Source organism: Paracoccus benzoatiresistens (assembly GCF_026913015.1).
Classification (GTDB): Bacteria; Pseudomonadota; Alphaproteobacteria; order Rhodobacterales; family Rhodobacteraceae; genus Paracoccus; species Paracoccus benzoatiresistens.
In genome coordinates this window covers 83496-99565 of the sequence record NZ_JAPTYD010000008.1, presented here as the reverse complement: position 1 = coordinate 99565, position 16070 = coordinate 83496, and the positions used below count along the sequence as shown (strand labels likewise).

Annotated in this window: 13 protein-coding genes; 3 read left to right on the top strand and 10 right to left on the bottom strand. The window is 66.8% G+C overall.

What is annotated here, in order from left to right; all coding sequences use genetic code 11:
- Positions 1–278: 278 nt before the first annotated feature.
- The 3 genes from modA to modC are packed head-to-tail and all read left to right on the top strand — an operon-like array spanning position 279 to position 2810.
- Positions 279–1028 (top strand): molybdate ABC transporter substrate-binding protein, encoded by a 750-nt coding sequence (gene modA, locus OU682_RS08510; RefSeq protein WP_268941643.1) that lies wholly within the window; start codon positions 279–281, stop codon positions 1026–1028.
- 1 nt (position 1029) lies between these two features.
- Positions 1030–1725 (top strand): molybdate ABC transporter permease subunit, encoded by a 696-nt coding sequence (modB, locus tag OU682_RS08505; RefSeq protein WP_268941642.1) that lies wholly within the window; start codon positions 1030–1032, stop codon positions 1723–1725.
- Positions 1722–2810: a molybdenum ABC transporter ATP-binding protein gene (modC, locus tag OU682_RS08500; protein WP_268941641.1), complete on the top strand. Its 1089-nt coding sequence runs from the start codon at positions 1722–1724 to the stop codon at positions 2808–2810. Before modB ends, modC begins: the two co-directional genes overlap by 4 nt.
- Here the strand turns inward: modC and OU682_RS08495 are convergent.
- From OU682_RS08495 to OU682_RS08450, 10 genes are all read right to left on the bottom strand, one after another.
- Complete coding sequence (locus OU682_RS08495; RefSeq protein ID WP_268941640.1) at positions 2750–3598, bottom strand: metallophosphoesterase family protein; 849 nt, start codon at positions 3596–3598, stop codon at positions 2750–2752. The two genes, modC and OU682_RS08495, sit on opposite strands and share 61 nt — an antisense overlap.
- Positions 3595–4551, bottom strand: coding sequence for a diacylglycerol/lipid kinase family protein (locus tag OU682_RS08490; protein WP_268941639.1), 957 nt, complete (start codon positions 4549–4551; stop codon positions 3595–3597). The genes OU682_RS08495 and OU682_RS08490 overlap by 4 nt, the downstream gene beginning before the upstream one ends.
- Before the next feature lie 65 nt (positions 4552–4616).
- Positions 4617–4817: a formate dehydrogenase subunit delta gene (locus OU682_RS08485; RefSeq protein ID WP_268941638.1), complete on the bottom strand. Its 201-nt coding sequence runs from the start codon at positions 4815–4817 to the stop codon at positions 4617–4619.
- The gene (gene fdhD, locus OU682_RS08480; RefSeq protein ID WP_371832220.1) at positions 4807–5646 is read right to left on the bottom strand and encodes a formate dehydrogenase accessory sulfurtransferase FdhD; all 840 of its coding nucleotides are present in this window, start codon (positions 5644–5646) and stop codon (positions 4807–4809) included. The genes OU682_RS08485 and fdhD overlap by 11 nt, the downstream gene beginning before the upstream one ends.
- Before the next feature lie 3 nt (positions 5647–5649).
- On the bottom strand, positions 5650–8556 hold the full coding sequence (gene fdhF, locus OU682_RS08475; RefSeq protein WP_268941637.1) for a formate dehydrogenase subunit alpha: 2907 nt from the start codon (positions 8554–8556) through the stop codon (positions 5650–5652).
- Complete coding sequence (locus OU682_RS08470) at positions 8553–10070, bottom strand: formate dehydrogenase beta subunit (RefSeq protein WP_268941636.1); 1518 nt, start codon at positions 10068–10070, stop codon at positions 8553–8555. The genes fdhF and OU682_RS08470 overlap by 4 nt, the downstream gene beginning before the upstream one ends.
- A complete protein-coding gene (locus OU682_RS08465) occupies positions 10067–10543 on the bottom strand; it encodes a formate dehydrogenase subunit gamma (protein ID WP_268941699.1) in 477 nt (158 codons plus the stop codon). The genes OU682_RS08470 and OU682_RS08465 overlap by 4 nt, the downstream gene beginning before the upstream one ends.
- 88 nt (positions 10544–10631) lie before the next feature.
- Positions 10632–11519: a LysR family transcriptional regulator gene (locus OU682_RS08460; protein ID WP_268941635.1), complete on the bottom strand. Its 888-nt coding sequence runs from the start codon at positions 11517–11519 to the stop codon at positions 10632–10634.
- Between the two features lie 18 nt (positions 11520–11537).
- Positions 11538–14660 (bottom strand): efflux RND transporter permease subunit, encoded by a 3123-nt coding sequence (locus tag OU682_RS08455; RefSeq protein ID WP_268941634.1) that lies wholly within the window; start codon positions 14658–14660, stop codon positions 11538–11540.
- A gap of 29 nt (positions 14661–14689) precedes the next feature.
- Complete coding sequence (locus OU682_RS08450; RefSeq protein WP_268941633.1) at positions 14690–15898, bottom strand: efflux RND transporter periplasmic adaptor subunit; 1209 nt, start codon at positions 15896–15898, stop codon at positions 14690–14692.
- Positions 15899–16070 lie beyond the last annotated feature (172 nt).

Genomic DNA, 16070 nt, shown 5'->3' with positions numbered 1-16070 from the left:
GTTTCCTTTACAACGATGTCACTGGCCATGCGGTTGGCTCCGCCGGTCTTTATGGCGCCTTTCGGGAACGACAAAGGGTCGCGGCTTGACGCCCGACCCGTTTCAATGCGGCCTGTTCTGACCATTTCGCCCCAAAGACTGGCGCTCGTATAATCGGCTTTTGCCTGTAACTCAATGCAAAAGTGCAGGAACAGGGGGATATGTCCTTGTGGAGATATCGCTTGCCGCACTGTGGGCAGGCGCGATAGGTTCTGCCGAACATATCGAACGAGGTTCCGATGCGCCCTTCCCTGCTTGCCGCGGCCGCCCTGACCCTGACCGCCCTGCCCGCCTGGGCCGAGGATGTCAGCGTCTTCGCCGCCGCATCCCTGAAGAACGCGCTGGACGAGGTGGCGGCGCAGTTCACCAAGGACACCGGCGATACCGTGACGATTTCCTATGCAGGCTCTAATGCGCTCGCCAAGCAGATCATCCAAGGCGCGCCCGCCGATCTTTTCCTCTCGGCCAACAGCGAATGGGTGGACGAGGTCGAGAAGGCCGGCCTGGTCATGGCGCGCGGCGACATTCTGGGCAACCGGCTGGTGCTGATCGCCCATGGAGCAAATGCGGCGCCGGTGCAGATCGGGACCGACACGGATCTGGCCGGGCTGCTGGACGGCGGCAAGCTGGCGATGGCGCTGGTCGATTCCGTTCCCGCCGGGCAATACGGCAAGGCGGCGCTGGAAAACCTTGGCCTGTGGAACAATGTTCAGGCGGACGTGGCGCAATCCGACAACGTGCGCGCGGCCCTGGCCCTGGTCGCGACCGGGGAAGCGCCCTACGGCATCGTCTATGCCACCGACGCCACGGCCGAGGACAACGTGACCGTCGTGGGCGAATTTCCTGCCGACAGCTATCCGACGATCACCTATCCGGCCGCCCTGCTGAGGGGGGCTGCGGACGACGCCGACCGCGCCTTCTATGACGCCTTGTCGGGCGGCGCTGCCGATGCAATCTTCCAGAAGCATGGATTCACGGTGACCGACTGACTTGACCGACTGGCTGACCCCCGAGGCGTGGCAGGCCGTCCGCCTGTCGCTGAAGGTTTCGCTGTGGGCGGTGGCGGTCAGCCTGCCCGCGGGCATCCTCGTGGCCTACGCCCTGGCGCGGTGGCGCTTTCCGGGTCATGGGCTGCTGAACGGCCTGGTGCACCTGCCTCTGGTGCTGCCGCCGGTCGTCACGGGCTATCTGCTGCTGCTGACCTTCGGGCGGCGCGGCACGGTCGGCCAATGGCTGGACCAGATCGGCATCGTCTTCGCCTTCCGCTGGACGGGCGCGGCGCTTGCCGCCGCCATCATGGCGTTTCCCCTGATGGTCCGCGCCATCCGCCTGGCCATCGAGGCCGTCGATCCGAAGCTGGAACAGGCGGCCTCCACCCTGGGGGCGCCGCGTCCATGGGTCTTCCTGACCGTGACCCTGCCGCTGATCCTGCCGGGCATCCTTGCGGGGGCCATCCTGGCCTTTGCCAAGGCGATTGGGGAATTCGGGGCAACCATCACATTTGTCTCGAACATCCCCGGCCAGACGCAGACCCTGCCCTCGGCCATCTATGCCTTCCTGCAGGTGCCGGGGGGCGAGGCTGCGGCAGCCCGGCTGGTTGTCATCGCCGTCGTCATCGCCATGGCCGGGCTGTTCCTGTCGGAGTGGCTGTCGCGCCTGATCGCGCGCCGCATCCGGGGGACGTGATGCTGAAGGTCGCGCTGCGCCATGCCTTTCCGGGCTTTACGCTGGACGCCGCCTTCGAGGCGCCCGCCGGGCTGACGGCGCTGTTCGGGCAGTCGGGATCGGGCAAGACGACCATTGTCAATGCCGTCGCGGGACTGCTGCGGCCATCGTCCGGTCGCGTCACGGTCGGGGACACGGTTCTGACCGACAGCGACCGGGGCATCTTCCTGCCGCCGCATCGGCGCGGCATCGGCTATGTCTTCCAGGAGGCGCGGCTGTTCCCGCACCTGACCGTCCGCCAGAACCTGCTGTTCGGCCACTGGTTCACCGCGCCCGGGCGCACATCCGACCTGTCCCGCGTCGTCGAGATGCTGGGCATCGGCCATCTGCTGGCCCGCCGTCCCGCCGCCCTGTCGGGCGGCGAACGCCAGAGGGTCGCGCTTGGCCGAGCAATCCTGTCCCACCCCCGCCTGCTGCTGATGGATGAGCCTCTGGCCGCGTTGGACCAGCCCCGGAAAGAGGAAATCCTGCCCTATCTGGAGCGCCTGCGCGATCATGCGGGACTGCCGATCCTCTACGTCAGCCATTCCACGGCCGAGGTCGCCCGCCTTGCCACGACGGTCGTGCTGGTCGACGGGGGCCGCGTGACAGCTGCGGGGCCGGTTGCCGACATGCTGTCCGATCCGGCCACCGCGCCCTTGTTCGGCTCGTCGGACATCGGGGCCATCCTGGCCGCGCGGGTCGATGCGCAGGAGGCCGACGGACTGACGCGGCTGGCCACGTCTTCCGGCCCGCTGTTCCTGCCCCGCGTCGCGGCACCGGTCGGCGCCCCGCTGCGGCTGCGGATCCTGGCGCAGGACGTTATGATCGCGACCGCCGCACCGCAGGGGATCTCGGCGCTCAACGTGATCCCGGCCCGGGTACGCGATCTGACCGACAGCGGCGGCAGCGTCCTTGTGCGACTGGAGGCTGGCGACCAGGTGATCCTGGCGCGGATCACGGCGCGCTCGGCCAGGGCGCTGCACCTGGCGCCCGGCCTTGCGGTTCACGCGGTGCTGAAGGCGGTTTCGGTGGCTCCCGGCACGATCGGCTTTTCCGCCGGCTGATGGGCAACCCAGATCCCGCTTTCGTGGGAAAAGTATTCGTATTCTGGCGGGCGGAAGGACGGCTCGTCCATGGGCGCGACATGGCGTTCGATGGTCAGCAGCGGCCCGTCGATCTGCAGCACCGCAAATTCGTTCTGCCGGTCCGACGGGCGGCCGCACAGCGCCGTGCCCGCCTGGATCTGCAGCACGCCCGGATGCGCCGTCTGGTCCAGCATCGCGCCGGTCGCCCAGACATGCAGATGGCCTGACAGCACGATCCGCGCGCCCGCACGCTCCAGCCGGGCCAGGGCCTCGGGCGCGCGGCGGGTCAGTTCCTTGTCCACCTCCGCCAGGTGCTCCAGCGGGTGATGCAGGGCGACCACGTTCATGGACAGCGGGTCAAGGCCCCCGACCAGCCGCCCGATTTCTCCCTCCCGGATGACGCCGCGCTGGACGGCACAGGGATCGACGCTGTTCAGCGCCAGGACACGCACCCTGCCCGCCTGCCGCGTGGGCGTCAGTTCAGGCCCCATCGCGCGGCGATAGCCCGCATAAGGCGCCAGGTACCGGACAAGGACGTTGTAAAGCGGCACGTCATGGTTGCCCGGCACAGCCATCACCGGTGCCTGGATGCGCGACAGGAAGGCCGCCGCCTGGTCGTACTGGTCGCGCCGGCCGCGATGCGTCACGTCGCCGGTCACCACCACCAGATCGGCGCCGGCGCCATTGACGCGCTCCAGCAGGTGGTCGGTCAAACCGGCGCGGTGAAAGCCGAAATGCAGATCCGACAGGTGGACGATCCGTGTCACGCCTTGGCGTCCTTGGTCTTGCTGCTGCCATCGGCAGGCACAAGCACCTTCAGGGCACCGTGGCGGACCTGCAGGTGGAAGGGGCTGACCATGCGCGTCTTCTCGCCGTCATGGGCGATGAGTTGCTGGCGCCTGCCGGTCTCGATCGTCAGGCTGTCGGTGATGATGAGGTCAAAGTCGTTGTCCTTGGCGCTGAGCCCGAAGGCCAGCCGGAAGGCCGATTGCAGCAGCGGCAGGGGACGTCGCGCCTTGGCGATCAGCACCGCGAAATTGCCCGCGCGGATCGCATCCGCCCCGTCCAGCCCGAAGGAGTCCAGCTGATACGCGCTGTGGGCGACAAAGACCAGGGCCGTGGTGAAATGGCGCTCTTCCCCGCCGACGCGGGCGACAAGATGCATCGGGTGACGCAGCCGCCGCATCGCCACAAGCACCGACCAATAGGCCGCAAGGCGCGACCGGCCCCACCTCTTGTAGATGCCCTCGCGCGTCTTCAGGATATGCGGATAGGCGCCCAGGCTGACATTGTTCAGGAAGATCAGGTTCTCGATCTGGCCGACATCGACCGGTTTTGCCTTGGCGTCCAGCAGGGTCGCCAAGGCATCCTCGATAGTTTCGCCCACGCCCAGGTCGCGCGCGAAATAGTTGAAGGTCCCGCCCGGCAGCACGCCCATCAGCGTATCGGTGCCCGTCAGGGCGCCCGCGACCGCCGCCTGCGTGCCGTCGCCGCCAAAGGCCAAGACGATATCGAAGCCATCCTCGACGGCTTGGCGGGCCAGACGCGACAGTTGATCCCCCCGGTCCGTCAGGCGCAGGGCCAGTTCGGCGACCTTGCCCGTCAGCGCGTCCCGTATGGCGGCGACCTGTTCATCGCCGTCCTTCTTGCCCGATCCGCGATTGGCGATCACGCATAAACGGCAGGCGGAAAGATCCACCTTCTCGGCTGTGTCGCGCATCCGTCCCCCAGTGTGATTTCCACCATCAACACCCGGGACATGGGGGCGGTTTCATGACATCCCGATCAAAGACGCTGCGCGGCCTCGTGGACCGAGGGACGCAGGCCCGCGCCGCCCGCCTGCACATAGGACTTCAACTGGTCGCGCATCCGGGGCTCCCAGTAATCCTTCAGGTGGGCGGCGATCTTGTCGGGCGCATGGCCTGGCTGGGTGTCGAAAAAGGTGGCGATCTGGTTGGCCATGGTGACCATCTTTTCAGGCGACATCGGAAACCTTGGCATCCAGCCGTTCGGGGTGGGTAAACAGGTCGAAGCCCTCGCCGCGCGCGAAGGCGGCAAGGGTCAGCCCTGCGCCTTCAGCCAGGCGCAGGGCGTGCAGCGTGGGGGCAGAAACGGCGATCAGAATGGCGCAGCCCGCCATGACGCATTTCTGCACCATCTCGGTGGAGACCCGGCTGGTCAGGACGATGGCGCCCTGCGCGGGGTCCATTCCCTGCCGGGCCATCGCACCGATCAGCTTGTCCAGGGCGTTGTGGCGCCCGACATCCTCACGCGCCAGGACGACGCCTCGGCCCGGCAACAGGAAGCCCGCCGCATGGACGGCGCGGGTGCGGTCGTGTAGAGGCTGCCAGCCGCGCAGGGATTCGGTCGCGGCGGCGATCTCCTCGACAGTCAGAATGGGACCCGCCTGCTCCAGATCCGGCAGGTTGCGCACCGCCGCCTCGATGCTGTCGATACCGCAAAGGCCGCAGCCGACTGGCCCGGCGAGCGTCCGGCGGCGCGCGGCAAGGGCAGCGCCCCGATCCTCGGCCAGCCACATCTGCGCCTCAATCCCCTTGGGATGGGCGATCACGTCGCAACTGGCGATCTGGTCGATGCCGGTCACGATTCCCTCGGTCAGGGAAAAGCCCACGGCGAAGTCCTGCACATCCGCAGGCGTCGCCATCATCACGGCATAGGTCGTGCCGTCATAGACCATGGCGATGGCGGTTTCCTCGGGCAGCGCGCGCGTCACCGCAACGCTGCTGCCCCCACTTAACAAGGCGGGCCGGTGATGGGTCGCATCCATGGCCCCGAAGGGCGGCGGCAAGTCCATGCCCTACTCCGCCGCGGTCAGGATGCGCCGCGACCGTTCGGCCTGCTCGTTGTAGCTTTCCTGCCATTCCGACGGACCGTTCGAGGGGCTGACCTGCACCGCCGTCACCTTGAATTCCGGGCAGTTCGTCGCCCAGTCCGAGAAGTCGGTGGTCACCACATTGGCCTGCGTCGCCGGGTGATGGAAGGTCGTATAGACCACCCCCGCCGCCACGCGGTCGGTCAGGGTCGCGCGGAGCGTCGTTTCCCCCGCGCGGGACGCCAGCCGCACCCAATCCCCGTCGTTGATGCCGCGGTTTTCGGCGTCATGCGGGTTGATCTCCAGCACGTCCTCGGGGTGCCAGACGACGTTTTCGGTCCGCCGGGTCTGCGCGCCCACGTTATACTGCGACAGGATCCGGCCGGTGGTCAGCAGCAGCGGGAAGCGCGGACCGGTGCGTTCGTCGGTCGCCACGTATTCGGTGACCATGAAATGCCCCTTGCCGGATACGAAGCCGTCCACATGCATCAGCGGCGTGCCGTCCGGCACCTTCTCGTTGCATGGCCACTGGACCGAACCCTTCTCCTCCAGCACGTCGTAGGTAACGCCGGCGAAGCTGGGGGTCGTGGCGGCGATCTCCTCCATGATCTGGCTGGGATGGGTATAGTGCCAGCCCGCGCCCATGGCATTTGCCAGAAGCTGCGTGACTTCCCAGTCCTCATAGCCGTTGCGGGGGGCCATCACCTTGCGGACGCGGTTGATGCGGCGTTCGGCATTGGTGAAGGTGCCGTCCTTTTCTAGGAAGGACGAGCCCGGCAGGAAGACATGGGCATAGTTCGCGGTCTCGTTCAGGAACAGGTCGTGGACGATCACGCATTCCATCGCCGCAAGGCCAGCCGCGACGTGATGGGTGTCGGGGTCGGACTGCAGGATATCCTCGCCCTGGCAATAGAGGCCCTTGAACGTCCCCTCGACCGCCGCGTCCAGCATGTTGGGGATGCGCAACCCGGGTTCGGGGTCGATCTCGCAACCCCAGGCCTGCTCATAGATCGCGCGGACGTCTGGCAGCTTGACGTGGCGATAGCCGGGCAGCTCGTGGGGGAAGCTGCCCATGTCGCAGCTGCCCTGCACGTTATTCTGGCCGCGCAGCGGGTTCACGCCCACGCCCGGGCGCCCGATATTGCCGGTCAGCATGGCAAGGTTGGCAATGCCGATCACGGTGGTCGAGCCTTGGGAATGTTCCGTCACCCCCAGGCCGTAATAGATCGCGCCATTGCCTCCGGTTGCATAGAGCCGCGCCGCCGCGCGCAGGTCGGCCGCGGGAACGCCGGTCAGCAGTTCCACATTCTCGGGCGCGTGACGCGGGTCGCTGACGAAATCGACATAGAACTGGAACTCGTCCCAATCGCAGCGAGTGCGGATAAAGTCCTCGTCGAACAACCCTTCGGTCACGATGACATGCGCCATGGCGGTGACCACGGCGACGTTGGTGCCGGGCTTCAGCGGCAGGTGATACTGCGCCTCGACATGGGCCGAACGCACGATATCGGTGCGGCGCGGATCGACCACGATCAGCTTGGCGCCTTCGCGCAGGCGCTTCTTCAGCCGGCTGGCGAAGACCGGGTGACCGTCCGTCGGGTTCGCGCCGATGATCACGACGACATCGGCCTGTTCGACCGAATCGAAATCCTGCGTCCCGGCGGATGTGCCGTAGGTCTTGCCCAGCCCGTATCCGGTGGGCGAATGGCAGACGCGGGCGCAGGTGTCGGTGTTGTTGTTGCCGAAGACCGCGCGGGTCAGCTTCTGAACCAGATAGGTTTCCTCGTTGGTGCAGCGGCTGGAGGTGATCACGCCCACCGACTTGCGGCCGTACTTTTCCTGGATGCCCCGCAGCTTGTTCGCCGCGAAGGTCATGGCCTCGGCCCATTCGACCTCGCGCCAGGGCTGGTCGATGGTCTCGCGGATCATCGGCTTCAGGACGCGGTCCTTGTGCTGGGCATAGCCATAGGCAAAGCGGCCCTTGACGCAGCTATGGCCCCGGTTCGCCTTGCCATGCTTGTAGGGCACCATGCGGACCAGTTGGTCGCCGTTCAGTTCCGCCTTGAAGCTGCAACCCACGCCGCAATAGGCGCAGGTGGTGATGACAGACCGTTCGGGCGTCCCAAGTTCGATCACCGATTTTTCCTGCAAGGTCGCGGTCGGGCAGGCCTGCACGCAGGCGCCGCAGGACACGCAGTCCGAGGTCAGGAAATCGTCGCCGATGGCGCCCGCCTTGACGCGGCTGTCGAAGCCCCGCCCCTCGATCGTCAGGGCGAAGGTGCCCTGCACTTCCTCGCAGGCGCGGACGCACCGCGAACAGACGATGCACTTGGCAGGGTCGAAGGTGAAATAAGGGTTGCTTTCGTCCTTGGGCGTGTAATGCGCGTTCACCCCCACGCCGTCGCGTGGCGCGAAGTGGTTGAGAAGCGTGGCCCCTTCGGGCGCCTTGTAGCGCACGTCGCGCAGGCCGACATTGCCCGCCATGTCCTGCAATTCGCAGTCGCCATTGGCCGCGCAGGTCAGACAGTCGAGCGGGTGGTCGCTGATGTAAAGCTCCATCACCCCCTTGCGCATCCGGCGCAGCTTGTCGGACTGCGTATGGACGATCATGCCTTCCATGACCGGCGTGGTGCAGGAGGCAGGCGTGCCGCGGCGGCCTTCGATTTCCACCACGCACAGGCGGCAGGACCCGAAGGCCTCCATGTTGTCGCTGGCGCACAGCTTCGGGACCATGATCCCGGCCTCGGCTGCGGCGCGCATGACCGAGGTACCCTCGGGCACCGTCACGTCGATCCCGTCCACGATCAGTGTGACCGGCAGCCCGACCTTGGCAGGCGTACCCATGTCGCGGTCGTCGCCCGGCGGGTATTGCGGGATGATGAAGTCTCTCATTCGGCTGCCTCCTTGAAGGTGGCGAAATCGTCGGGGAAGTTGGTCAGGGCGGACATGACCGGGAAGGGCGTGAAGCCACCAAGCGCGCAGAGCGAGCCGTCCTTCATCGTCTCGCACAGGTCGGTCAGCAGCGGGATCGCGGCCGCGTCGCCCTGCGCGATGCGGTCGATGGTCTCGACCCCTCGGACGGCGCCGATCCGGCAGGGCGTGCATTTGCCGCAGGATTCCACGGCGCAGAACTCCATCGCGAAGCGGGCCATGTGCAGCATGTCCACGGTATCGTCAAATACGACCAGTCCGGCATGGCCGATCAACCCGCCCTTCTGGTCGAATTCCTCGTATCCCATCGGCGTGTCGAATTTCGATACCGGCATATAGGCGCCCAGCGGACCACCGACCTGCACCGCCTTGACGGGCCGGCCGCTGGCCGTGCCGCCGCCGATGTCGTTCACGACCTCGCCCAGGGTTATGCCGAAAGCGGTCTCGAACAGCCCGCCACGCTTGACGTTGCCGGCGATCTGCAGGGTCACGGTACCACGCGACCGGCCAAGGCCGAAATCGGCATAGTGTTTCGCGCCTTTCTCGAAGATCACCGGCACGGTCGCTAGCGAGATCACGTTGTTCACAACCGTGGGTTGGCCCAGGAAGCCCTGCACGGCGGGAAGCGGCGGCTTGGCGCGCACGGTGCCGCGCTTGCCTTCCAGGCTGTTCAGCAGGCTGGTTTCCTCGCCGCAGACATAGGCGCCCGCTCCCGTCCGGACCTCCATGTCGAACGCACGGCCCGAGCCGAGCACGTCGGCACCCAGCAGGCCGCGCTGGCGGGCGAGCCTCACGGCCTGCGTCAGGATATGGATCGCATCCGGGTATTCCGAGCGCAGATAGACATAACCGCGCGTCGCGCCCACGCCTATCCCCGCGATGGCCATGCCTTCGATCAGCGAAAACGGATCGCCCTCGATGATCATGCGGTCAGCGAATGTGCCGCTGTCGCCTTCGTCGGCGTTGCAGACGATGTATTTCTGCGAAGCTTCGACCTCGGCCACGGTCTTCCACTTGATGCCCGTCGGAAAGCCCGCGCCGCCGCGACCGCGCAGGCCGCTGTCCAGGACCTCCTGCACGATCTGGGCCTTGGTCATGGCCAGCGCGCGGCGCAGGCCCGCAAGACCGCCGTTGGCCTGGTAGTCGTCCAGATCCAGGGGGTCGATCAGCCCGCAGCGGGCAAAGGTCAGGCGCGTCTGGCGGGCGAACCAGTCGATGTCGTCCACCCGGCCCAGACCGTTCAGCTTGCCATCCAGCAGATCGGGCACCTGATCGGCAGTCACATTGCCATAGCCGATCCGGCCTTCGGGCGTGTCGATCTCGACCAGAGGCTCCAGCCAGACCATGCCGCGGGTGCCGTTGCGGACGATCTGCACATCCAGCCCTCGGGCCGTGGCCTCGCGCGCAAGCGCATCGGCCACGTCGTCCGCGCCAAGCGCCTTGGAAGCGCTGTCCAGGGGAACAAAGATCTTCATGCGCCCACCTCGGCCAGGATGCGGTCCATGCGCGCATCATCGACGCGGCCGATGACCTTGCCATCCACCATGGCGGCGGGGGCGCAGGCGCACATGCCCAGGCAATAGACCGGCTCGACCGTCACGGCCCCGTTCGGGGTCGTGCCGTGCCAGCCAATGCCCAGCTTTTGCAGGGTGGATTCGGCCAGGGCATTGGCGCCCATCGACTGGCAAGCCTCGGCCCGGCAGATCTTCAGAACATGGCGGCCTGCCGGATGATCGCGGAAATCGTGATAGAAGCTGATGACGCCATGCACCTCGGCCCGGCCCAGGTTCAGGATGTCCGCCAGCACCGGCACGGCGGCCTGCGGCACGAAGCCCCAGGTATCCTGCAACGCGTGCAGCATCGGCAGAAGTGGCCCTTCCAGAGAGGCGAGCGGCGCGACGACGCCCCGGATCTCCTCCTCGGTCGGGGCTGGCGCATGGACATGCATAGGCTGGCCTTTCAACGATCCTTCGGTAGGCATCTAAGCAGCGGGCACAATCCGAAATCAATATCGTTGTTTCGTCAATTGATAGGGTTTATCTATCAACGGCCATGCGCCGCGCCTCGGTCAGCAGGGCTTCCAGCACGGGCGTATGGGGTTCGCGCCATGGCGCCACCAGGCCGACGGAATGGCTGGCCCCCGACCCGTCCAGCGGCACCATGCGCAGGGGTTTTCCCTGCGTCAGGAAGGCGGCGATATCTTCGGGCAGGATGGTGATCCATCCCCCTTCCAGCACATGGGCGACCAGGACCACCGTCGAACTGGATTCCACCGTCGCCTGCGGGGTGACACCTGCCTCGATCAGGTTGCGGTTGATGATCCTGCGGTTCTGCATGTCGCTGGTCAGCAGGCACAGCCGATGCCCCGCCAGATCCGACCAGGCGACGCGGTCCTGCCCGGCAAGCGGCGAGTCCTCGCCGCAGACCAGCATGTAGCGTTCGTCGTAAAGGCTGACGGTGCTGACCCGGCCCAGCGGTTCGTTGTCGAGGTAGGAAATTCCCGCGTCCACATCCAGGTCGTCGATCATCTGCAGAATCTCGACCGAGGTGCGCGACAGGATCGTCATGCCGACATTCGGGTGTGCCGCCCCGAAGCGCGCGCTGATCCGCGCGGCCCAAGTCAGCGCGGTGGGGATCACGGCGATGCGCAACTGGCCCGACAGCCCATGGCGGGTTGCCCGCATCTCCTCTCGCAACTGGCGGGTGTCGCCGACGATGCGGCGCGCCCAGACCAAGGCGGACTGGCCCTCGGGCGTCAGGCCGCCGAAGCGGGAACCCCGAAAGACCAGCAGGACACCCAACTGCTCCTCAAGCTGCTTGATGCCCGCCGACAGGGTGGGCTGCGTGATGCCAAGGCTGGCGGCGGCGCGTCCGAAATGGCGTTCCTTGGCGACGGCCAGGAACATCTCCAGCTTGTCAATCATGCCACCCCCTTGGGCCTGCTACTGGGCCGGTGCCGCCTGAGCATCCTCCATCCTGTCCTTGCGGCCCAGAAGACGGCGCATCAGCACATAGAAGAGCGGCGCGAACAGGATGCCCAGCACGGTCGAGGCGATGGTCCCGCCGATCACCGTGGCGCCGATGGCGTTGCGGCCATTGGCCCCCGCCCCCGTGGACAGCAGCAGCGGCAGCACGCCCAGGGTGAAGGCGATCGAGGTCATGATGATCGGGCGGAAGCGCTGGCGCGCGGCCTCGACCACGGCCTTGAACAGGGGAACGCCTGCCTCGGACTGTTCGCGCGCGAATTCCACGATCAGGATGGCGTTCTTGCCGGTCAGCCCGATCACGGTCAGCAGGCCCACCTGGAAGAACACGCCATTATCGAAGCCGCCCAGGTAAGCGCCCGCAAGCGCGCCCAGGACGCCGATGGGCATGACCAGGATTACCGCCAGCGGAATGGACCAGCTTTCATAAAGCGCGGCCAGGCACAGGAAAACCGCCGCCAGCGACAGGGCGTAAAGCAGCGTCGTCTGGTCGCCGGATTCCTGTTCCTCCAGCGACAGGCCCGTCCAGGCCACGGCAAAGCCCGGCATCTGAGATACGAGGTTCTCGACCTCGGCCATCGCTTCGCCCGTGCTGACGCCGGGGGCGGGGCTGCCCTGGATCTGCATGGCCGGGATCCCGTTATAGCGGTTGAGGCCCTGCGGCCCGAAGTTCCATTCCCCGGCGGAGAAGTTCGAGAACGGCACAAGCCCGCCGCTGGCGTTCCTGACGCGCCACTTGTCGAAGTCGCTGGGGGTCGAACGCGACGTCGCCTCGCCCTGCACATAGACGCGCTTGATGCGGCCGCGATCCACGAAGTCGTTGACGTAGCGGCCCGTCCAGGCCACCTGCAGCAGGTCCGCCACATCGGTCGCCGTGACGCCCATGGCCCCCGCCTTCCGCCAGTCGATGTTCAGCTTGAACTGCGCCGCGTCCTCGAGCCCCGAAGGCCGGGCCTGGGCGATCACCTGGCTTTTCGAGGCCATGCCCAGGAACTGGTTGCGTGCCTCCAGCAGTTCCTCATGCGACTGGCCGCCGCGCGCCTGCAGGTAGAAGTCGAAGCCCGAAACGTTGCCAAGCTCGATCACCGAAGGCGGCACGATGGGAAAGACCATGGCGTCCTGGATGCCACTGAGGGCGCCGAAGGCGCGGCCCGCCACCGCCTGCACCGACTGCGCAGGATCGGGGCGTTCGTCCCAGTCCTTCATGCGCACGAAGGCCATGCCGACATTCTGCCCCTGCCCCGCGAAGCTGAAGCCCACGACCCCGAACATCGAATCGACCGAATCCTTTTCTTGGTTCAGGAAGTAATCCTGCACCTGGTCGATGACCGCGCCGGTCCGTTCCGCCGTGGCGCCCGTCGGCCCCTGGATCAGGACGAACATGATCCCCTGGTCTTCGTCCGGCAGGAAACCCTCGGGCGTGCGCAGGAACAGCAGCACCATCGCCGCGCCAAGCGCCGCATAGACCAGCAGCACCCGCAGCGGACGGCGCACGATCCAGCCGACCGCGCCGGTATAGCCGTCCGTGGTGCGGTCGAAATTGCGGTTGAACCAGCCGAACAGCCCGCGCTTCGTGTGATGGTCCTTGGACCGCAGCAGCGTGGCACACAGCGCGGGGGTCAGCGTCAGCGCGACCAGCACCGACAGCGCCATCGCCGAGACGATGGTGATCGCGAACTGCTGGTAGATCACCCCGGTCGAGCCGCCGAAGAAGGCCATCGGCACGAACACCGCCGACAGCACCAGGGCGATGCCGATCAGCGCGCCGGTGATCTGGCCCATGGACTTGCGGGTCGCCTCGCGCGGCTCCACACCCTCTTCCTCCATGATGCGTTCGACGTTTTCCACCACGACGATGGCGTCGTCCACCAGCAGGCCGATGGCCAGGACCATGGCCAGCATGGTCAGCGTGTTGATGGTGAATCCGAAGGCCGCCATGATGCCGAAGGTGCCCAGCAGGACGATCGGCACGGCCAGCGTCGGGATCAGCGTCGCCCGCCAGTTCTGCAGGAAGACATACATGACGATGAAGACCAGCACGATGGCCTCGATCAGCGTCTTGACGACTTCCTCGATGGAGATTTCCACAAAGGGCGAGGTGTCGAAGGGAATGACGTATTCCACCCCCTCGGGAAGGAACTCGGCGAACTCCTCCATGCGCGCCTTGACGCGTTCGGCGGTGTCCAGCGCGTTCGCCCCCGGGGCGAGGCTGAGCGCCATCCCGGCGGCGGGCCGTCCATTATAGGTCGCCTCGGTGGCATAGCTTTCGGACCCGATTTCCACCCGGGCCACGTCGCGCAGCAGGACAAGGCCGCCGTTCTCCTCGGCCCGCAAGACGATCTGGCGGAAATCCTCGGGCGTGGTCAGAAGCGACTGCGCGGTGACCGTGGCGTTCAGCTGCTGCCCATCGACCGTGGGCAGGTCGCCAAAGGCCCCGGCCGAGATCTGCGTGTTCTGCGCCGACACGGCGGCCACCACGTCCGACGGCGCGATCTCGTAGGCTGCCAGCTTGTCCGGATCCAGCCAGATGCGCATGGCATAGGGCGATCCGAAGACCTGCACGCTTCCCACGCCCTCGACCCGGGACAGGTCGTCCACCAAGTTCGAAAACATGTAGTCCGACAGGTCGGTCTGATCATAGCTGTCATTGCCGATCAGGCCGATCACCATCAGGAAACCGGCGGTCGATTTCTCGACCACCACCCCCTGGCGCTGCACGGGCTCGGGCAGCAGCGGCGTGGCTTGCGACAGCTTGTTCTGGACCTGGACCTGGGCGATGTCCACGTCGGTTCCCGTCTCGAAGGTCAGGGTCGTCTCGGACGCGCCCGCGGAGGAGGAACCGGACGAGATATAGCGCAGCCCGTCAAGGCCGGTCATCTGCTGCTCGATCACCTGTGTCACGGTATTCGAGATCGTCTCGGCCGAGGCGCCGGGATAGGTCGCGCGGATCGTGACCGAGGGCGGGGCGATCTGCGGATACTGCGCGACCGGCAGCGTCAGGATCGACAGGATGCCGATGCCCATGATGATGATCGAGATGACCCAGGCGAATACCGGACGGTCGATGAAGAAACGGGCCATGATCTGTCACGCCTTGCTTGTCTGGACCGTCAGTTTCCTGACGCGTCAGCGGTGTCTTCCGCGCCCGGCACGGCGGGGGACGGCTGTCCTTCGGCAGGGGCTGCGGCATCTGCCGCTGCCCGTTCCTGCGGCACCACCGTGGCGCCAGGCCCGATCCGCTGCAGCCCCGCCACGATCACGCGGTCGCCGGGCGCAAGCCCGTCCGTCACCACCCACCGGCTGCCGCGATCCTGAGCGATCTCAAGCACGCGTTCCTCGACCACGTTCTGATCGTTGACCACCATTGCCACGGGGCGGCCGCGCCTATCGCGGCTGACGCCTTCCTGGGGAGCCAGGATCGCGTCCTTCAGCTGTGCCTGCGGGATGTCGGCCAGAACGAACATGCCGGGCAGCAGAAAGCCGTCGGGATTGGCGAATTCCATCCGCAAGGTGATGACGCCGGTGGTTTCGTCCACATGCGGCTCGGCCGCGGTCAGGGAACCGGTATGTTCATAGGTGCTGCCGTCGGCCAAGCGCAGCGTCACTGTCCGGTCGGCGCCCTCGGGCAAGGCGGCCTCGGGGCCCATGCGCTGCCAGCGAATGATCTCGGCCGCCGATTGCGTCACGTCCACGCGGATCGGGTCGATGCGGCGGATGACGGCCAGCGGGGTTTCCTGCCCTGCCGTGACCAGCGCACCGGGGCTGACCTGCGCCAAGCCGATCACGCCGTCGATGGGCGCGGTGATGGTGGTGCGGTCCAAATCGATCTGGGCCGCCAGCAACTGCGCCTCGGCTGCCTTGACGGCTGCCTCGGCGGCATCGCGGGCGGCGATGGCGCTGTCCTGCGTCTGTTCGCTGGCCACGCGCCGGTCGCGCAGGGTCACGGCGCGCTCGGCTTCTCGACGTGCGGCGTCGGCCTGGGCCTGGGCCTGGGCCGACGCCGCGCGGGCCTGCGCGACGGCGGCCTCGTAGGTGCGGGGGTCGATGCGATACAGGGGATCGCCCTTGGCCACATGGCTGCCTTCCTCGAACAGGCGCTCGACGATCAGGCCGCCGACCTGCGGGCGCAGTTCCGCCTCGGCCGAGGCAACCGCGCGGCCCGGAAGAGTGGCGGTCAGGGTCACGTCCTCGGCCTTCAGGGTGACAACGGTGACCGCGGGGGGCGGCATCTCTCCGCCCGGAGCCTGGGCGGAAAGGCCATGCGGGGCCGCTGCCGCGACCATGCCGGCAAGAACAAGGATTCGTGTCAGCGTCGCCATGGCTGTCCGTCCGTCTGGGATAAGAAACCGATGCTCGCGCCTGCCTGTTCGCGAAGGCAGCCGCCGCTGCCGATAACGCTATCGTCAAGCGGCCCGAAGGACAACGGGTCCGTTGCGATTTCCGGCCGTTGTGTCGGCGCTTGCCTGATCGTTCGACAAAAGGCACCTTGGG

Excerpts from the sequence above, each read along its gene's own strand:
- fdhD (WP_371832220.1), bottom strand. The coding sequence starts at position 5,646 with ATGGACTTGCCGCCGCCCTTCGGGGCCATGGATGCGACCCATCACCGG.
- modA (WP_268941643.1), top strand. The coding sequence starts at position 279 with ATGCGCCCTTCCCTGCTTGCCGCGGCCGCCCTGACCCTGACCGCCCTG.
- OU682_RS08490 (WP_268941639.1), bottom strand. The coding sequence starts at position 4,551 with ATGCGCGACACAGCCGAGAAGGTGGATCTTTCCGCCTGCCGTTTATGC.
- fdhF (WP_268941637.1), bottom strand. The coding sequence starts at position 8,556 with ATGAGAGACTTCATCATCCCGCAATACCCGCCGGGCGACGACCGCGAC.
- OU682_RS08455 (WP_268941634.1), bottom strand. The coding sequence starts at position 14,660 with ATGGCCCGTTTCTTCATCGACCGTCCGGTATTCGCCTGGGTCATCTCG.
- OU682_RS08485 (WP_268941638.1), bottom strand. The coding sequence starts at position 4,817 with ATGTCGCCTGAAAAGATGGTCACCATGGCCAACCAGATCGCCACCTTT.
- OU682_RS08460 (WP_268941635.1), bottom strand. The coding sequence starts at position 11,519 with ATGATTGACAAGCTGGAGATGTTCCTGGCCGTCGCCAAGGAACGCCAT.
- OU682_RS08450 (WP_268941633.1), bottom strand. The coding sequence starts at position 15,898 with ATGGCGACGCTGACACGAATCCTTGTTCTTGCCGGCATGGTCGCGGCA.
- OU682_RS08465 (WP_268941699.1), bottom strand. The coding sequence starts at position 10,543 with ATGCATGTCCATGCGCCAGCCCCGACCGAGGAGGAGATCCGGGGCGTC.
- OU682_RS08470 (WP_268941636.1), bottom strand. The coding sequence starts at position 10,070 with ATGAAGATCTTTGTTCCCCTGGACAGCGCTTCCAAGGCGCTTGGCGCG.